A 16,923-nucleotide genomic window follows, 5' to 3' on the forward strand; every position below is an offset into this window, starting at 1 on the left:
CTCTCAAGCCAACCGCGCCACGGCGCGCAGATCCTCGGCCGTAGTCGTGGGCAGGCCGAAGAATTCCAGATAGGCGGGGATCTGTTCGAACAGCATATCGGTGCCGACCTGCACCGCACAGCCGCGCGCGCGAGCGGCTGCGAGAAACGGTGTGATCTCCTGCGCCATCACGACCTCTCCGACCAGGGCGGAAGCGGGCAGGCGGGCAACGTCGAGCGGCAGCGGATCACCCGGCTTCATGCCGAGCGGGGTCGCATTGACGATGATGTCGAAGCCGGCCGGATCGTTCGAGCCGGTCGTGACGCGCAGGGCAGGGTAATGTGCGACGAGCCGCTGCCCCAGCTCCACCGCCGCCGGCCCCTGCGTATCGAACAGGGCGAGCTCGCCGACGCCGGCCTTCGCCAGAGAGGCGGCGATCGCCGAGCCGACACCGCCGGCGCCGACTACGAGCGCCCGGGCGCCCGCGAGCTTGCGCCCCTTACGCAGGATTCCGCGTACGAAGCCTTCACCGTCGAACATGTCGCCGGCGAGCCGACCATCCGGCTCGAGACGCACCGCGTTGCAGGCGCCGGCAATGGCGGCGGTCGGGGAGAGCGTGTCGACGAGGCCGGTCGTGGTGACCTTGTGCGGCATCGTCACCAGCGCACCGTGAGCATTGGACAGCCGGAAGAACAGCTTCAGAAAATCGGGATAATCCTCGCTGCGGCAGCCCATAGGCACGACGACGGCGTCGATCCCATCCCGCTCGAAATAGGGGTTGTAGATCATCGGCGCCTTGAAGCTCTCGGTCGGAAAGCCGAGATGGCCGATCAGCCGTGTCGTGCCCCTGATCATGCTGATGCCCTCGCCGGAACGGGCTCGGTGGTGACCTCGACAGATCCGCCCGTGCGTGCCGCCTGCTTGACCGCCTCGATGACGGCCAGCGTCGCCAGCCCCTCGCGCCCGGAGACGAGCGGCTCCTCCTCGCCGCGGATCACCGCACAGAAATGCCGGATCTGGGCCTGGAGCGGGTCTTCGGGCACGAAGGGGATGCGCTCGCGCTTCAGCGGCTCCCACCAGCCGCGCTTGTCCGTGTGGCTCCAGAGTTCGAGCGCGGGGATCGTCAGCGACCCCTGCGTCCCGCCGATCTGGTAGCAGGACTGATCCTGGCGCGGATAGGCCGGGTTCTCGCCGGTCGTCAGCTCCCAGCTCCAGGGCGAGACCACGGTGTCGGAAGCGCTGACCGTGCCGAGCGCGCCGTTTGCGAAGCGCAGGAGGGCGACGGCGGTTTCCTCGGCCGGGTTGCCGCGCACGGCGTTCGAGCTCTGCGCCTGCACCCCGACGATTTCGCCGCATAGATAGCGGAAGAGGTCGATATCGTGGATCAGGTTGATCAAAATCGGCCCGGCACTCGCCTGCCGACGCCATTCGACGTCGAAATACGCGTCCGGCTTCACCAGCCAGAACTGGCCGGTCAGGGTCAGGATGCGGCCAAGCCGGCCGGCGTCGATCGCCTCGCGCGCCCCACGGATCATCGGATTATGGCGGCGGTGATGGCCGACGAGCAGCGGTACACCCGCCGCCTCGGCGGCCAGGACCAGCTTGCGTGCGCCATCCACGCTGTCCGCGATCGGCTTCTCGACCAGCATCGGGATGCCGGCCGCAGCCAGTTCCAGCCCGTTTGCGACATGGAGCTGGTTCGGCGTCGCGACGATGACGCCATCCGGCCTCTCGCGGACGGGGAGGGCATCGAAGGCGGGGTACCAGGCGACGCCGATCTCCTCAGCGAAGGCGCGCCCGGTCGGCGCCGGATCGATGATCGCTGAGAGGACCGCCCCGGACTGCGCCCTGACATGTTCGGCGTGGCGCTTGCCTATCAGGCCCGCACCCATCACCGCGATTTTGACCAGAGCCATCGGATCGATCCTCACGCGGCCTGGTCTTCGATAAGCTTGGCGATGCGCCGCAGCCCGAGCTGGTAGCCTTGCGTGCCGAAGCCGGCGATGACGCCGTCGGAACGCAGCGAGACATAGGAATGGTGCCGGAAGCTCTCGCGCTTATGCACCTGCGAGATATGGCACTCGATCACCGGGCCCTCGAAGGTATTGAGAGCATCGAGCAACGCGACCGAGGTGTGGGTGAAGGCGGCGGGGTTGATGACGATGCCGCCAGCTTCCTCGCGCGCCTCGTGGATCCAGTCGATGAGCTCGTATTCGCGGTTCGACTGGTGGAAGCGCAACGTCAGCCCGAGTTCCTCGGCGAGCCCGCGGCAGTCGCGCTCGACATCCGCCAGGGTCTCGTGCCCGTAGATGTGCGGCTGGCGCTTGCCGAGCAGGTTCAGGTTCGGGCCGTTCAGGACATAGACGAGGCGGGACATCGATCGCGTTCCGTTTCAGATGCCCAGGGGCTAGGCCCCGGGCTGTCGTTTTCAGTGTTTGTGCAGGATTTCGCCGAGGAACTTCCGGGTCCGCTCATGGCGCGGGTTGTGGAAGAACTCTTCCGGCGGCGCTTCCTCGACGATGGCGCCATTGGCCATGAAGATGACGCGGTTCGCCACCTGCCGCGCGAAGCCCATTTCGTGGGTGACGCAGATCATGGTCATGCCCTCTTCCGCGAGGGCGATCATGGTGTCGAGCACTTCCTTGACCATCTCGGGATCGAGGGCCGATGTCGGCTCGTCGAACAGCATCACCTTCGGCTTCATGCAGAGCGCGCGCGCGATCGCGACGCGCTGCTGCTGGCCGCCCGAGAGCTGGGCGGGATACTTGTCCGCCTGTTCCAGAATCTTGACCCGGCCGAGCAGCTTGCGGGCGGTGGCCTCGGCCTCCGCCTTGCTGGCACCGAGCGAGCGCATCGGCGCGAGCATGCAGTTCTGCAGCACGGTCATATGCGGGAACAGGTTGAAGTGCTGGAAGACCATGCCGACCTCGCGACGCACCGCGTCGATCGTCCTGGCATCGCCTCCCAGCCTTGTGCCGCCGACCCGAATCTCGCCCTTCTGGTACGCCTCCAGATGGTTGATGCAGCGGATCAGCGTCGATTTGCCGGAGCCCGACGGCCCGCAGAGCACGATGCGCTCGCCCTTGCGGACCTCAAGGTTGACGTCGGTCAGGGCCTGGAAGTCGCCATACCATTTCTCGACATGGGTCATGGCGATCATGGCATCCGCCGAAACGGCGTTTTGGACGGCTGGCTGGTTCATGGCCCTGGTTCCGGTTGCTAGCATCGGGCCGAAAAGTGGAATGCACTTCTCGGGGAAATCCGATGCTGAAACAATGAGCTGGATCGCCACTTCGCGCCCGGCAGGACGCAGGGCGATCCAGCGCGCTCAGCTCGCGGTGAAGGTGATGCCTTCGAGGCTGTCCGGGAACTTGTGCACCGGCACCTTCATCCACTTGTCGTAGACCTTCTGCAGCTCGCCATTGGCCTTGATCTTGTCGATGAAGGTGTTGAGCGCGGCGTTGATCTCCTTCTCGCCGAGACGGGTGCAGGCGCCGTTGTAGAGGTTCTGGAACTCGAGCTTGTTCTCGAACTCGCCGGGGCGGCCCTGCTCGACGCGCTGCATGTAGAAGATGTTGCCGCCGAGCGCCTGAACCTGGCCGGAGACCAGCGCCTGGATCGAGGGCGCGTCGCCGTCATAGCGGCGGATCACGGTGTTGGCCGGCGCGTTCTTGGTCACCTGCGTGTCCTGCGCCGCACCCTTGGCGACACCGATCGTGTAGCGCGCCATGTCCTCGTTGGTGGTGATCTTGTCCTTCTTCGGCCCGATCAGCACGATGGTGTTTGCGACATAGGGCTTCGAGAACTGCACGGCCTTGGCGCGCTCCGGCAGCATCGCCATCGTGGCGAAGAGCACGTCGACACGGCCCGTGGTCAGCGCCGGGATTCGGTTGTTGACCTCGAGCGGCACGAACTCGACCTGTACGCCGAGCTCCTTGGCGAAGAGCGTGGCGATGTCGGCGTCGAGGCCGTCCTGCTTGCCCGCGCTGGTCACGAAACCCCACGGCGGATTGTCGCCCTGGATGCCGACCACGATCTTGCCCTTGGCCTTGATCTCGGCGGGGGTGATCGCCTGGGCGGGACTGCCGACCAGGGCAGGCAGCGCAAGCGCGGCCGCGCCGGCGATCAGCAGGCTGCGGCGGGTGGATTTCATCTTCGTCATGTTTCTCTCCCTTTTTCTTTGGTGGTTGGACTAGGCGGTGAAGCTTGGTCTGCTCAGCGCGCAGCGATGGCCATGCGCCGCTCCAGATGCGAGCCGTAGAGCGACAGCGGCCAGCACAGCAGGAAGTAGAGGATGCCGACGATCCCGAAGACGAGCAGCGGCTGGAAGATCTGGTTGGAGACGATGTTGCCGGCCCGCGTCAGCTCGGTGAAGCCGACGATGGCGGCGAGCGAGGTGCCCTTGATCAGCTGGACCAGGAAACCGACCGTCGCCGGCAGCGAGATGCGGATCGCCTGCGGCAGGACCACGTCCCGCATCCGCGAGGCATAGTGCAGGCTCAGAGCCTTGGCGGCCTCGGTCTGGCCCTTCGGAACGGCTTCGATCGAGCCGCGCCAGATTTCGCCGAGATAGGCGCTGGCATGCAGGGTGAAGCCGATCGCGACCGCGACCCAGGCATCGAGCCTGAGCCCGATCAGCGCGAGGCCGTAATAGACGACGAAAAGCTGCATCAGGAGTGGCGTCCCCTGGAACAGGGCGATGTAGCTGGCCGTGATCCGTTCGAGCAGCGAATGGCCGGAGGTGCGCATCAGCGCGATGCCGAGCCCGGAGACGGAGCCGAAGACGAAGCCGATCGCCGACAGCGCCACGGTCCATTTCAGGCCGGTGAGGAGGAAGAGGAATTCGTTCCAGCCCATGGCGCCCTCACTTCACCGGATAGCTGAAGTAACGGGCCGAGATCGCCGCGAAGAAGCGCATCATCACCCAGGAGATCACGAGGTAGAACAGCGTGATCGTGCCGTAGACCTCGAAGGAGCGGAAACTGTCGGACTCGATCCGCTGGGCCACAGAGGTGAGCTCATAGGCCGAGATCGCCGAGGCGACCGAGGTGGTCAGCGTCAGCAGCACGAACTGGCTGGTGAGCGACGGGAAGATCGCGCGCAGCGCAGGCTTCAACACGATCAGCCGGAAGACCTGCGCCTTGTGCAGCCCAAGCGCGAGACCGGCCTCGATCTGGCCCTTGCTGATCGACTGCACGCCGCCGCGGATGATCTCGATGGCATAGGCGCCGCCATTGATGCCGAGCGCGATGATCGCCGTCGGCGTCGGGTCGAGCCGCAGGCCCGTCAGCGGCAGCGCGAAGTAGATGAAGAAGATCTGCACCAGGAAGGGCGTGTTGCGGATCACCTCGACGAACGCCTTCACCAGAAAGCGGATCGGAGAGAAGCGGGAATCCCGCAGGATGACCCCGCCAATACCGATGACGATCGCCAAAGCCATGCCGGCGAGCGCCAGCAGGAAGGTGCCGAGGCAGCCCATCAGCAGATCGGGCATGCCCTCGATCACAGGTGCGAAATCGAGCTTGTAGTTCATGGCGCTTCCCAAAACGGCCGACCTTCTGAAGGGGTCGATCCGGGTCCCGTCTGTCGTCGCGGCCCTTCTGGCGAGGGCCTTGTCGTCCGCACGCGCAGCTTGCGCGGAGCCGATGGTGTGTTAATTGTACCAGTTAGTTCATTTGGTCAAGCGAAATTAACCGAGCTGTCCATTTGAGTGCCGCCGAAGGCCGGCGGAACGGCAAGGCACCGGGTAGAACATGAGCAAAGCAGCGACCAAACCGCAGGGAGCCAGCCGGAAATCGGCCTCCTGGACGCAGGACCCGGAGGGCGTGCGCCGCAGCATTCTCGAGGCCGCGCGCCTCGAATTCGTCGAGAACGGCCTGAGCGGCGCGCGCGTCGACGAGATCGCGGCCCGAACCGCGACCAGCAAGCGGATGATCTACTACTACTTCGGAGACAAGGAGGGGCTCTACCGCGCCGTCCTCGAAGAGATGTACGAGCGGATCCGCAGCTTCGAGCGCGGACTCGATCTCGCCAGCCTGGAGCCGGAGGAGGCGATCGCGCTGCTGACCGGCTTCACCTTCGACTACCATGCCGAGAACCCGGATTTCGTGCGGATGGTGATGATCGAGAACATCCATCACGGCCGGCACCTTGCGACCTCCGACCGGATCTCCACGCTCAACCTCTCGGTGATCGACATGATCCGCGAGGCCTACGAGCGTGGCATCTCGGCCGGCATTTTCCGGGCCGGAATCGAGCCGATCGACATCCACCTGACGATCAGCGCGCTCGCCTTCTACAACGTCTCGAACCGCGCCAGCATCCGCCAGGTCTTCGGCCACGACATGGGGGCACCCGAGGCGCTGGCGCGCCGCAGGGCCGCTGCCATCGACACCGTGCTGCGCATGATGCGCCGCTGAAGGCTGCCGCTCCTTACCGACGATCCGGCTTGCGGCGGCGGAGGCCATCGTCAGGCTTCCACCAGCCCAGCCATGGCGTGGATGGCGAGTTCATAGCCGGCGGCGCCGAGCCCGATGATGATCCCTGTCGCCGTCCGCGACACCAGGGAGTTGTGGTAGATGCTCTCGCGCGCATGCACATTCGAGATGTGCAGCTCGATCTTGGGACGCTCGAACATCTTCAACGCGTCGAGCAGCGCGACCGAGGTGAAGCTGTAGCCGGCCGGGTTGATGATGATGCCGCAGGCTTCCTGGCGCGCCTGCTGAACGCTTTCGACCAACTCGCCCTCGAAATTGGTCTGGCGAAAATCGACGGCGAAGCCGAGCGACCTGGCCTTCGCCTCGCAGCGCTCGCCGATCTCGGCCAGCGTCGTGGATCCGTAGATCGCCGGCTCGCGCTGCCCCAGCAGATTCAGGTTGGGGCCGTTCAGGATGTAGATGCAGCCGCGCCCGGCCGCCGGCTTCTCGCCTGCCGACATGATGTCCTCCCGAGATCGTTCGCTGCGGAGACCATCGCTCCGTCGACTTCTTATGCCAGCGATCTTATCCGGGACCGGCCTCAAATCAACTGATAATTGTCAGATCATCTGCTAATTATCCAACAAGCTGCTTTTTGGTTGGCGTCGCCGACCCCGCGGCTTAGTCTGAATCGAGCAGGTGAGGGGATGCCATGGCGGATGCGGCACCGGATATCGGCGGCGACGGGATCGCCGCGCTGTCGACGGGCGAGCATGCCTATGAGCGGATCCGGCAGGATATCGTGTTCGGGCGCCTGCAGCCGGGCCAGAAGCTGACGCTGGACAGGCTGCGCGCGGTCTACGGCGTCGGCATCAGCACCTTGCGCGAGATCTTCAACCGCCTCGCGCCGGAGGGCTTTGTCGTCGCCGAGGGGCAGCGCGGCTTCCAGGTCGCGCCCTGCACGGCCAGCGAGCTCCAGGAACTCGCCGATCTCAGGCTGCTGATCGAGTGTCACGCGCTCGCGCAATCCTTCGCGGCCGGCGATATGGAATGGGAAGGGCGCGTCGTCGCCGCCCATCACAAGCTCGCCCGCATGGAGGAGCGCCTGCTCGCCGCCGACGATTCCGGCACGCAGCAATGGAAGCGCTACGATTTCGAGTTTCATCAGGCGCTGGTGTCGGCCTGCGGCTCCAGGGCACTGCTCGACCTTCATGCCGGCATCTACGAGCGCTATCTGCGCTACCAGATGGTGTTCTTCATTTTTTGGGGGCCGACCTCGATCGGCGAGCATCGCGCCTTGCTCGATTGTGCGCTGCGCCGCGACGCAGGCGAGGGGCAGCGGCTCCTGCGCGGCCATATCCTTGGCTGCGTCGACGTGGCGCTCGAGCGGGGCTTGTTGGACTAGCGGACCGGCCCCTGACGGGGCCGGTCCTGTTTGATTGGCGGTACGCTCAGGTCCGATACCAGGCCGCCAGATTCCAGGTCGTGACCTCCCAGCCCGAGATGTCAGCCTCCAGGTTGTTGGCAGAAGCGCCGACGACCGTGCGTGAGAGGATCGGCAGCAGGATATTGGCCTCGCAGAAGATCTCGTTGACCTTGATCAGCAGCGCAGCGCGCTTGGCCGGGTCGAACTCCTTCTGGGCGGCCTTGTAGGCCTTGTCGGCCTCTGGGTCCGAGTAGCGCGAGACGTTGCGGCCCAGCCACTTGTTCTCCTTGTTGGCGATCTCCCAGGAGACGAGCTGGTTGAGGAAGCGCTCCGGATCGGGCTGCGGCTGCGTCGTGGTGTACATCTCCATGTCGCAGTACAGCTTGGTGTAGGTATCCGGGTTGGCGACGTCGGAAGAGAAATAGACCGACGCCGTGACCGACTTGAGCTCGAGGTCGATGCCGACGCGCTGGCAGGCCTGCTTGATGATGGCCTGGGTTTTCTGGCGCGGGGCGTTGATCGAGGTCTGGAAGACGTATTTGAGCTTCTTGCCGTCCTTCTCGCGGATGCCGTCGGCGCCCTTCTTCCAGCCGGCGTCGTCGAGGATCTTGTTGGCCTTGTCGATATTGAACTCGTATTTGAGCTTGGGCGACTTGAACTGCTTGGGCTCGTTGACGAAGCTCGCCGTCGCGGTGCCGCCGCGGCCATAGATGAACTTCTGGATCGAGTCGCGGTCGATCAGCAGGTTGAGCGCTTCGCGTACTTTCGGGTCGGACAGCGTCGGATGCTTGGTCTTGACGCTGGAGCGCTCGCCATCGACCTCGGTCCACGGATCGGTCGTGTTCAGGATGATGAACTCGATGTCGCCGCCGGGAACCGCCACCACCTTGCCGCGACCGCCGGTCTCCATGCGCTTGAGGATCTCATCCTCGACCTGCATGTTCCAGGCATAGTCGTATTCGCCGGTCTGGAGCACGGCACGCGCCGCCGAAACCGCGTCACCGCCGCCCTTGGCTTCAAGCGTGTCGAAATGCGGCTGGTTCTTGACGTGGTAGTCCTCGTTGCGGGTGCCCGTCAGGATGTCGCCTGGCTTGAAGTCGACGAACTTGTAGGGCCCGGTGCCGACCGGCTTCAGGTTGCCCGGAGCCTCGCGCGACTTGGCGCCCTTGTAGTCGCCGAAATGGTGCTTCGGGATGATCATGCCGGCGACGCCGACGAAGGGATCGGCCCAGAACGGCGTCGGGTCCTTGAAGATCACCTTGACGGTGAGGTCGTCGATCTTCTCGACCTTGATGTTGGTGTAGGAACCGGTCGTATAGGCAGCTGTCGCGGGATCGGCGGCATATTCCCAGGTGAAGACGACGTCGTCGGCGGTGAACGGCTTGCCGTCATGCCACTTCACGCCCGGCTTCAGCTTCCAGATGACGGTCGTGCCATCGGCCGAGAGGCCACCATTGGCCTTGCTCGGAATCTCGGCGGCGAGCTGGGGGAAGAGGTTGCCCTCCTTGTCCCAGCCGGCGAGCGGCTCGAAGAAGATGCGCGAGGCGATCTGGTCCTTGGTGCCGGAGGCGAAATGCGGGTTGAGCAGGGTCGGAGCCTGCCAGAGCAGTATCTTCAGCGCCCCGCCGCCGCCGGCCTTGGTCGGCTTGTATTGCAGCGCGGCGTTTGCCATCGCGACATCGTTCCAAGCCAGGATCTGGCTCGCGATCGGGGCGGTGATACCCACCGCCGCCATCTTCTGGATGAAGGATCGTCGCGACAGCGTGCCGCCCTTCACATCCGCGACGAGGCCGCGGATTTCCCGTTCGTCCATTCTATCTCTCCCAATATCAGTTGGAATCCCCCGGCGTTGAATCGCCGTTCGTTGTTATGGGCGCCCCCAGAATGCATGGGAGGGGGAGGGCGTCCAGCAGTTCCGATGCTGCGATGCCGCAAGAAAACGCCCGGTTTCGTTTGTCGGAGGCTCGCGGCGCTTGAGATGGTGACGATTTCATCGAACGAGTTGACCCGGGCGGCATGGCTCCGTATGTCAGCGCCTCGGTGAGGGCGGGTAGCTCAGTGGTAGAGCACGTGACTTTTAATCATGTGGTCGTGGGTTCGATCCCCACCCCGCTCACCAGAACAGCAAAATTCCCAGGCCRCGCCCTCCGTTAACTCGCCGGAAACCAAGTTTTCCTAGCGTGGCGCCATGGTTATCCGCCGCGGTCTCCGCTCCATCTTCGTGACATTGGCGCTCTATCTCGTTTCGGGAGCAGCGGTGGCCTATTTCATGTTCCATGCGCAGCATGGCGCGCGCGGCCTCGAGGCGCGCGGCGCCGTCCGTGAATCGCTGCGGGATATGGAGGCGGAGCTCGCCGGGCTTGTCGCCGAGCGCAAATCCTGGGAACATCGCCTCTCGCTGGTCCGAGACGAGGCGGTCGATCGCGACCTCCTGGAAGAAAACGCGCGCGCCATCCTCGGTCGCACGCACAAGAACGACGTCGTCATCATGGGACGCTGAGTTCTGACGATACGGCACATAGTCCCAGACGTATCGATTAACTGAAAACCAGTTAAGGTGATAGATCGCTGCCTTTCCAGTGGCTTAGATCATGCTGCATTGCGAGATAGCGTGCTCGCCAAGGTTTTTGTGATCCTCTAAAACAAAGATCAGATGACCTTGGAGGGCCGCCTGATGGCTGTTGCTGCGCGTAAGTCGAAAGCTCCCGCTCAACCGAAAGCCGCCGCGAAGGCGCGGGGCGCCAAGGAGGGGGCGGGCAAGGCCTCCGCCGCGCTCAGCAACACGCCGAGCTTCACCAAGGACGAGGACCTCCACGCCTATCACGAGATGCTGCTGATCCGCCGCTTCGAGGAGAAGGCCGGCCAGATGTACGGCATGGGCCTGATCGGCGGCTTCTGCCACCTCTATATCGGCCAGGAAGCCGTCGTCATCGGCATGCAGATGGCCTCCAAGGATGGCGATCAGGTCATCACCGGCTATCGCGACCACGGTCACATGCTGGCCTGCGGCATGGAATCGCGCGGCGTGATGGCTGAGCTGACGGGCCGGCGCGGCGGCTATTCGCGCGGCAAGGGCGGCTCCATGCACATGTTCAGCCGCGAGAAGAATTTCTACGGCGGCCACGGCATCGTCGGCGCGCAGGTCTCGCTCGGCACCGGCTTGGCCTTCGCCGACTGGTATCGCGGCGACAATACCGTATCGCTGACCTATTTCGGCGACGGCGCGGCCAATCAGGGCCAGGTCTACGAGAGCTTCAACATGGCCGAGCTCTGGAAGCTGCCGGTCGTGTTCATCATCGAAAACAACCGCTACGCCATGGGCACCGCGGTCACCCGTGCCTCGGCCCAGACCGATTTCTCGCGCCGGGGCATCTCCTTCAACATTCCCGGCGAGCAGGTCGACGGCATGGATGTCCGCGCCGTGCGCGAGGCCGGCCTGCGTGCGATCGAGCACGCCCGCTCGGGCAAGGGGCCGTACATCCTGGAGATGCAGACCTACCGCTATCGCGGCCACTCGATGTCCGACCCGGCGAAGTACCGCTCCAAGGACGAAGTCCAGCGCATGCGCGAGGAGCACGACCCGATCGAGCAGGTCCGCGCCCGCCTGATCCGCGACTTCAAGATCGGCGAGGACGAGCTCAAGGCGATCGACGCGAAGGTGCGCGAGGTCGTCAACGACGCGGCCGAGTTCGCCACGCATGACCCCGAGCCCGATCCGTCCGAGCTCTACACCGACATTCTGCTGGAGCCGGCGCAGGGCTGAAAGCCCCGCGCCTCTGGCCCGCTCACCGTCTTTCCCGCGTTTTAGAATCCGGGTGCGTTCATGCCGATCGACATTCTCATGCCTGCCCTTTCTCCCACCATGGAGGAAGGAAAACTGGCCAAGTGGCTGAAAAAAGAGGGCGATCAGGTTAAGCCCGGCGACATTATCGCCGAGATCGAGACCGACAAGGCGACCATGGAAGTCGAGGCGGTCGATGAGGGCATCCTCGCCAAGATCCTCGTCGCGGATGGCACCGACAATGTCGCGGTCAACACGCGGATCGGCGTGATCGCCGCCGACGGCGAGGACGTCAGCGCCGCGGCAACCGGCGGGGTCAAGACGGCGGCGCCCGAGCCCAAGGCCGAGCCCGCACCGGCGGCGAAGGCCGAGGAGGCGCCTGCCGCCAGTGCGCCGCAGAGCGTCCCGGCCCAGGCCAAGGCCTACGACGCTTCGTCCGAATTCCCGGCGGGCGCCGAGATCGTCAGCCAGACGGTCCGCGAGGCGCTGCGCGACGCCATGGCCGAGGAGATGCGCCGCGACGGCGATGTCTTCGTCATGGGCGAGGAGGTCGCGGAATACCAGGGCGCCTACAAGGTCACGCAGGGCCTGCTGCAGGAGTTCGGGCCGAAGCGCGTCATCGACACCCCGATCACCGAGCACGGCTTCGCCGGCATCGGCGTCGGCGCGGCGCTCTCGGGTCTCAGGCCCATCGTCGAGTTCATGACCTTCAACTTCGCCATGCAGGCGATCGACCACATCATCAACTCCGCCGCCAAGACGCTCTACATGTCCGGCGGCCAGATGGGCGCACCGATCGTGTTCCGCGGCCCGAACGGTGCAGCGGCGCGCGTCGGCGCCCAGCACAGCCACGACTATGCCGCCTGGTACTCGAACGTGCCCGGCCTCAAGGTTGTCGTGCCCTACAGCGCCTCCGACGCGAAGGGCCTGCTCAAGAGCGCGATCCGCGACCCGAACCCGGTGATCTTCCTCGAAAACGAGATCATGTACGGCAAGTCCTTCGACGTGCCGAAGGGCGACGACTTCCTGATCCCGATCGGCAAGGCCAAGGTCGTGCGCCCGGGCACGGACGTGACGATCGTCTCCTTCGGCATCGGCATGACCTATGCGCTCGGCGCCGCCGAGGCCCTGGCCAAGGAAGGCATCGAGGCCGAGGTCATCGACCTCAGGACGATCCGCCCGATGGATATCGAGACCGTCATCGCCTCGGTGCAGAAGACCAATCGCTGCGTCGCGGTCGAGGAGGGCTTCCCGCAGTCCGGCGTCACCGCCGAGATCGGCATGAAGATCATGGAAGCGGCCTTCGATTATCTCGACGCCCCGGTCGCCCGCGTCACCGGCAAGGACGTGCCGATGCCTTATGCGGCGAATCTCGAGAAGCTCGCTTTGCCGAACATCGGCGAGGTCATCGCGGCGGCCAAGGCCGTCTGCTATCGCTGAGAAGGGGGCTGACCGATGCCAACCAACATCCTGATGCCCGCGCTCTCTCCGACGATGGAGAAGGGCAATCTCGCCAAATGGCTGAAGAAGGAAGGCGACACGATCAAGTCCGGCGACATCATCGCCGAGATCGAGACCGACAAGGCGACCATGGAGGTCGAGGCGGTCGACGAGGGTATCCTCGCCAGGATCGTGGTGCCGGAAGGCACGGCGGATGTCGCCGTCAACGAGGTGATCGGCGTGATCGCCGGCGAGGGCGAGGATGCCAAGAGCGTCTCCGCTCCCGCTGCTGGCGGCGCTGCGCCCGCGAAGGCTGAGGCTCCGAAGGCCGAAGTGCCGAAGGCGGAGGCTCCGGCTCCCGCGGCAGCGCCTTCTGCCCCGGCTGCGTCCGCTCCCGCCGCCGCCAAGGCCAACGGCAGCCGGCCCTTCGCCTCGCCCTTGGCGCGCCGCATCGCCAAGGACGCCGGGCTCGATCTTGCCGCCATCAACGGCTCCGGTCCGCATGGCCGCATCGTCGAGAAGGATGTCGAGGCAGCCAGGAAGGGCGGCGGAGCCAAGGCCGCCCCGGCGGCTGCACCTTCTGCCGCTCCGGCTGCGCCCAAGCCCGCCGCCGCGCCGCTTGCCACCGGCCCCTCCGACGAACAGGTCAAGAAGCTGTTCGAGCCGGGCTCCTATGAGGAGGCCCCGCATGACGGCATGCGCAAGACGATCGCGCGCCGCCTGACCGAGGCCAAGCAGACCGTCCCGCATTTCTACGTGACGGTCGACTGCGAGCTCGACGCGCTGCTGAAGCTGCGGGCCGAGCTCAATGCTGCAGCGCCGGAGAAGGACGGCAAGCCGGCCTACAAGCTCTCGGTCAACGACATGGTGATCAAGGCACTGGCGCTGGCGCTCAAGGCCGTTCCGGATGCGAACGTGTCCTGGACCGAGAACACGATGCTCAAGCACAAGCATGCCGATGTCGGCGTCGCCGTCTCGATTCCGGGCGGTCTGATCACGCCGATCATCCGCGATGCCTGCCACAAGAGCCTGTCGCAGATCTCCAACGAGATGAAGGACATGGCGGCCCGCGCCAAGGCCCGCAAGCTGAAGCCCGAGGAGTATCAGGGCGGCACGACGGCGGTCTCGAACCTCGGCATGTTCGGGGTCAAGGACTTCGCGGCCATCGTCAATCCGCCGCATGCGACGATCCTGGCCGTCGGCGCCGGCGAGCAGCGCGTCATCGTGAAGGGCGGGCAGCCGGCCGTCGCGACGGTGATGTCGGTGACGCTCTCGACCGACCACCGCGCCGTCGACGGCGCGCTCGGCGCCGAGCTGCTGCAGGCGTTCAAGGGCTATATCGAGAAGCCGATGGCGATGCTGGTGTGAGGTGAGCCATGCCGGTTGCTTCGATGCACCGGCATCGTTCTTGGCCCTTCTTCGGGAAGGGCGCTTAGAGGCGCTTACCAATGCTCGACTTCCGCATCGCCACCACCATCACGCTTGGCAGCGGCAGGTTCCCCGCTGTCGAAGCCTGCCGCGGGCCTGGCTTTGGACGCAACTGGTGGTCAAGCGTGCTGATCTTGGCATCTCTAGGGCTTGGGCTCTCGAGCGTGTCTGCGCAGCAGCCATCAGCGGAACGAGCGCCAGCCGACCCAGTTGTTCGCGCTGCCGGACAGAAGGTCGCCGGTCGGACCTTTTTTGCCGCGACCGAGGGCAACCTCAGGGGAAGCATTTATTTCGGCCCGAGGAGCGAGGCGATCCAAGTCGCGCGAGAGCGCGGAATCCAGCGTCTGCGCTGGGGGATCATCAAGGAGGTCAAGGGGCTGAACGGGCCGGCGGTCTGCCTGCTGGGGGACTACTACCCCGTTCCCGCGGCCGGCAGCACGGTCACGGTGCAACGGAACGGACAGCCTTTAACTTGCTCGGCAGTGTCATCATTCGCCCGCGTCCGCAGCAGCCAGGGAAATGTGCTGGGCTTGGGGACGATCATCCAATGATGTGTCGGCAGCATCTTGGCGACGGACGGCTAGCGCGCTTTGCAATGGCGGCGTTGTCAATCAGCCTGTCGGCCTGCAACACGCCCCTCAAGACAGCGGAGGCGGAACATCCGGCAAGGCCGACGGCAGGCGGACCGCCCGTGATCGAATTCGGTCCGGGTGTCTCGGGTCAATTCCAGCGCCCACGCAACATCTTCGCGGCGCGACCGGCGCTGACACAGGCCGAATACATGGCGCGCAACGCTGCCCCCGGGGGAACCTCGCTGCCGAGCGCAGCCGCCGATCCCGAGGTCCTGGCGGCCTTCTTTGGCAACCGGACCATTTTGACCCATAGCGCCCAGCACGGCACCCAGGTCGAATACATCGCCGCGAACGGCGACAGCTTCCTGTGGTACCCCGGCAATGATGCAATCCTGCGCGGGTCCTTCGCCGTGCTCTGGGAGAACGCCTCTGCCGAGATCGATGATCCGCAGGAAGGGCACTATCGCGGCCAGGTCAAGCTCAACTATGTCTGCTTCCGCTATGCTGCGAACACCTACAACCCGGTCTCCGGCCATCGCGGCGGCGGCTTCGAGTGCGGCACCTATGCGCGCCAGCGCGAGACGGTGAAGGAAACCCGCAAGGGTGATGTGCTCGGCTTGGCGACACGCGACTTGGCACCGTTCCCGCTCGGGCGGGAGGCGCAAACGATAGCTGCGCTTCAGAAGCGGGTGGGAGCATCGCGATGAGCCGCCGGGCCCGCATCCTCGCCTTCGGCGATTCTCTCACCTGGGGGCGGATCGCCAACCGACCGGAGCGGCATGGCGACGATGTGCGCTGGCCGCGCGTGCTGGAGAAGGCGCTCAGCGGTTATGCGACGGTGATCGAGGAGGGTCTCAACGGGCGGCGCATCGCGCTCGAAGATCCTCTGCGGCCCTATCGCTCGGGCATCGCGCTGCTGCCTCTATTTATCGAGTGCCACGCGCCGCTCGATCTCGTCATCCTGATGCTCGGCACCAATGACTGCCAGCGGCACCACTCGCTCGCGCCTTACGACGTCGCCCGCTCGATGCGGGCACTGGCGCAGGTGGCCCAGCGCCCGCCTATCGAGCCCGGCATGCCCGTGCCGGAAGTGCTGATCGTATCGCCGCCGATCGTGCGCATGCCTGACGATCCCGAGCACGAGTCCAACTTCGTCATGGAAGGGGCGGCTGAGAAGATGGCGCTGCTGGCGACCTATTATCGCCGCATCGCCGACGAGATCGGCGTCAGCTTCTTCGATGCGGCCGCCGTCGCGAAGGTGACCGGTGAGGACGGCATCCATCTCGACGTCGAGAATACCCGTGCCATTGGCCTGGCGCTGGCGCCGGTCGTCGACGGACTACTCGGCCTCCCCCTGCCAGCACGCGGTCCCGCACTGCGGATTACAGGCCCATGAACAGCATTCGACCAGGGGCTTGCCCCGCAACATCAACGCCTCCCGCAAGGGGAGGAAAGAGCCGAGGTATTTCCCATGGCTGACTACGACATCATCGTCATCGGCTCCGGCCCCGGCGGCTATATCGCCGCCATCCGGGCCGCGCAGCTCGGCTTCAGGACAGCGATCGTCGAGCGCGAGCATCTCGCCGGCATCTGCTCGAACTGGGGTTGCATCCCGACCAAGGCGCTGCTGCGCTCGGCCGAGATCCTGCATTACGGCGAGCACGCCAAGGATTACGGGCTGGTCCTGGAAGGCTCGTTCAAGGCGGATCTGGAGGCGATCGTGAAGCGCTCCCGCGGCATCGCCGTGCGGATGAACAACGGCGTCCAGTTCCTGATGAAGAAGAACAAGGTCGACGTGATCTGGGGCGAGGCCAAGCTGACCAAGCCCGGCACGATCGCGGTCGCGCCGACCAAGAAGCCGGCGATGCAGCCGCAGGGGCC

At 65.3% G+C, this 16,923-nt stretch carries 19 protein-coding genes and 1 tRNA gene; 11 read left to right on the top strand and 9 right to left on the bottom strand.

The window, feature by feature from the left end:
• Positions 1-3: 3 nt before the first annotated feature.
• The 7 genes from AC1DIN_RS15485 to AC1DIN_RS15515 form a co-directional block, all read right to left on the bottom strand.
• Complete coding sequence (locus tag AC1DIN_RS15485; protein WP_476810410.1) at positions 4-834, bottom strand: shikimate dehydrogenase family protein; 831 nt, start codon at positions 832-834, stop codon at positions 4-6.
• Entirely contained in the window at positions 831-1,895 is a 1,065-nt protein-coding gene (locus tag AC1DIN_RS15490; protein WP_476810411.1) for a Gfo/Idh/MocA family protein, read from the bottom strand. The genes AC1DIN_RS15485 and AC1DIN_RS15490 overlap by 4 nt, the downstream gene beginning before the upstream one ends.
• Before the next feature lie 11 nt (positions 1,896-1,906).
• On the bottom strand, positions 1,907-2,356 hold the full coding sequence (gene aroQ / locus AC1DIN_RS15495) for a type II 3-dehydroquinate dehydratase (protein ID WP_476810412.1): 450 nt from the start codon (positions 2,354-2,356) through the stop codon (positions 1,907-1,909).
• 51 nt (positions 2,357-2,407) lie between these two features.
• Positions 2,408-3,139 (bottom strand): amino acid ABC transporter ATP-binding protein, encoded by a 732-nt coding sequence (locus tag AC1DIN_RS15500; RefSeq protein WP_441471095.1) that lies wholly within the window; start codon positions 3,137-3,139, stop codon positions 2,408-2,410.
• Between the two features lie 168 nt (positions 3,140-3,307).
• Positions 3,308-4,141 (bottom strand): transporter substrate-binding domain-containing protein, encoded by an 834-nt coding sequence (locus AC1DIN_RS15505; RefSeq protein ID WP_441471067.1) that lies wholly within the window; start codon positions 4,139-4,141, stop codon positions 3,308-3,310.
• A gap of 53 nt (positions 4,142-4,194) precedes the next feature.
• Positions 4,195-4,836, bottom strand: a complete 642-nt coding sequence (locus AC1DIN_RS15510) for an amino acid ABC transporter permease (protein WP_441471068.1) — start codon at positions 4,834-4,836, stop codon at positions 4,195-4,197.
• A 7-nt stretch (positions 4,837-4,843) separates the two neighbouring features.
• Positions 4,844-5,512 (bottom strand): amino acid ABC transporter permease, encoded by a 669-nt coding sequence (locus AC1DIN_RS15515; protein ID WP_441471069.1) that lies wholly within the window; start codon positions 5,510-5,512, stop codon positions 4,844-4,846.
• 220 nt (positions 5,513-5,732) lie between these two features.
• On the opposite strand from AC1DIN_RS15515, the gene AC1DIN_RS15520 reads away from it, so the two are divergent.
• Complete coding sequence (locus AC1DIN_RS15520; protein WP_441471070.1) at positions 5,733-6,398, top strand: TetR/AcrR family transcriptional regulator; 666 nt, start codon at positions 5,733-5,735, stop codon at positions 6,396-6,398.
• Between the two features lie 50 nt (positions 6,399-6,448).
• On the opposite strand, the gene aroQ (AC1DIN_RS15525) is transcribed toward AC1DIN_RS15520, so the two are convergent.
• Positions 6,449-6,916, bottom strand: coding sequence for a type II 3-dehydroquinate dehydratase (gene aroQ, locus AC1DIN_RS15525; protein ID WP_476810413.1), 468 nt, complete (start codon positions 6,914-6,916; stop codon positions 6,449-6,451).
• A gap of 191 nt (positions 6,917-7,107) precedes the next feature.
• Here aroQ (AC1DIN_RS15525) and AC1DIN_RS15530 point away from each other — a divergent pair, with 191 nt between their 5' ends.
• Complete coding sequence (locus AC1DIN_RS15530; RefSeq protein ID WP_476810414.1) at positions 7,108-7,800, top strand: GntR family transcriptional regulator; 693 nt, start codon at positions 7,108-7,110, stop codon at positions 7,798-7,800.
• Between the two features lie 46 nt (positions 7,801-7,846).
• On the opposite strand, the gene AC1DIN_RS15535 is transcribed toward AC1DIN_RS15530, so the two are convergent.
• The gene (locus AC1DIN_RS15535; protein ID WP_476810415.1) at positions 7,847-9,634 is read right to left on the bottom strand and encodes a peptide ABC transporter substrate-binding protein; all 1,788 of its coding nucleotides are present in this window, start codon (positions 9,632-9,634) and stop codon (positions 7,847-7,849) included.
• 231 nt (positions 9,635-9,865) lie between these two features.
• Here AC1DIN_RS15535 and AC1DIN_RS15540 point away from each other — a divergent pair.
• From AC1DIN_RS15540 to AC1DIN_RS15580, 9 genes are all read left to right on the top strand, one after another.
• Positions 9,866-9,940 (top strand) — tRNA-Lys (locus AC1DIN_RS15540).
• A gap of 69 nt (positions 9,941-10,009) precedes the next feature.
• Positions 10,010-10,321, top strand: a complete 312-nt coding sequence (locus AC1DIN_RS15545) for an FtsB family cell division protein (protein WP_441471074.1) — start codon at positions 10,010-10,012, stop codon at positions 10,319-10,321.
• 174 nt (positions 10,322-10,495) lie between these two features.
• Positions 10,496-11,584 carry a pyruvate dehydrogenase (acetyl-transferring) E1 component subunit alpha gene (gene pdhA, locus AC1DIN_RS15550; protein WP_476810416.1) on the top strand — a complete coding sequence of 363 codons (1,089 nt, stop codon included), beginning with the start codon at positions 10,496-10,498 and terminating at the stop codon, positions 11,582-11,584.
• Positions 11,585-11,644: 60 nt separating this feature from the next.
• Positions 11,645-13,042: a pyruvate dehydrogenase complex E1 component subunit beta gene (locus tag AC1DIN_RS15555; RefSeq protein ID WP_476810417.1), complete on the top strand. Its 1,398-nt coding sequence runs from the start codon at positions 11,645-11,647 to the stop codon at positions 13,040-13,042.
• A 15-nt stretch (positions 13,043-13,057) separates the two neighbouring features.
• Positions 13,058-14,410: a pyruvate dehydrogenase complex dihydrolipoamide acetyltransferase gene (locus tag AC1DIN_RS15560; RefSeq protein ID WP_476810418.1), complete on the top strand. Its 1,353-nt coding sequence runs from the start codon at positions 13,058-13,060 to the stop codon at positions 14,408-14,410.
• Positions 14,411-14,490: 80 nt separating this feature from the next.
• Positions 14,491-15,021 carry a hypothetical protein gene (locus AC1DIN_RS15565; protein ID WP_476810419.1) on the top strand — a complete coding sequence of 177 codons (531 nt, stop codon included), beginning with the start codon at positions 14,491-14,493 and terminating at the stop codon, positions 15,019-15,021.
• 140 nt (positions 15,022-15,161) lie between these two features.
• Positions 15,162-15,749 (top strand): hypothetical protein, encoded by a 588-nt coding sequence (locus AC1DIN_RS15570; RefSeq protein ID WP_476810420.1) that lies wholly within the window; start codon positions 15,162-15,164, stop codon positions 15,747-15,749.
• Complete coding sequence (locus tag AC1DIN_RS15575; protein ID WP_476810421.1) at positions 15,746-16,438, top strand: SGNH/GDSL hydrolase family protein; 693 nt, start codon at positions 15,746-15,748, stop codon at positions 16,436-16,438. Before AC1DIN_RS15570 ends, AC1DIN_RS15575 begins: the two co-directional genes overlap by 4 nt.
• Positions 16,439-16,513: 75 nt before the next feature.
• Positions 16,514-16,923: FAD-dependent oxidoreductase (locus AC1DIN_RS15580; protein ID WP_476810422.1), on the top strand; the 410-nt coding region annotated here is incomplete at its 3' end.

It is taken from the genome of Allobosea sp. 05T438 (genome assembly GCF_056396025.1).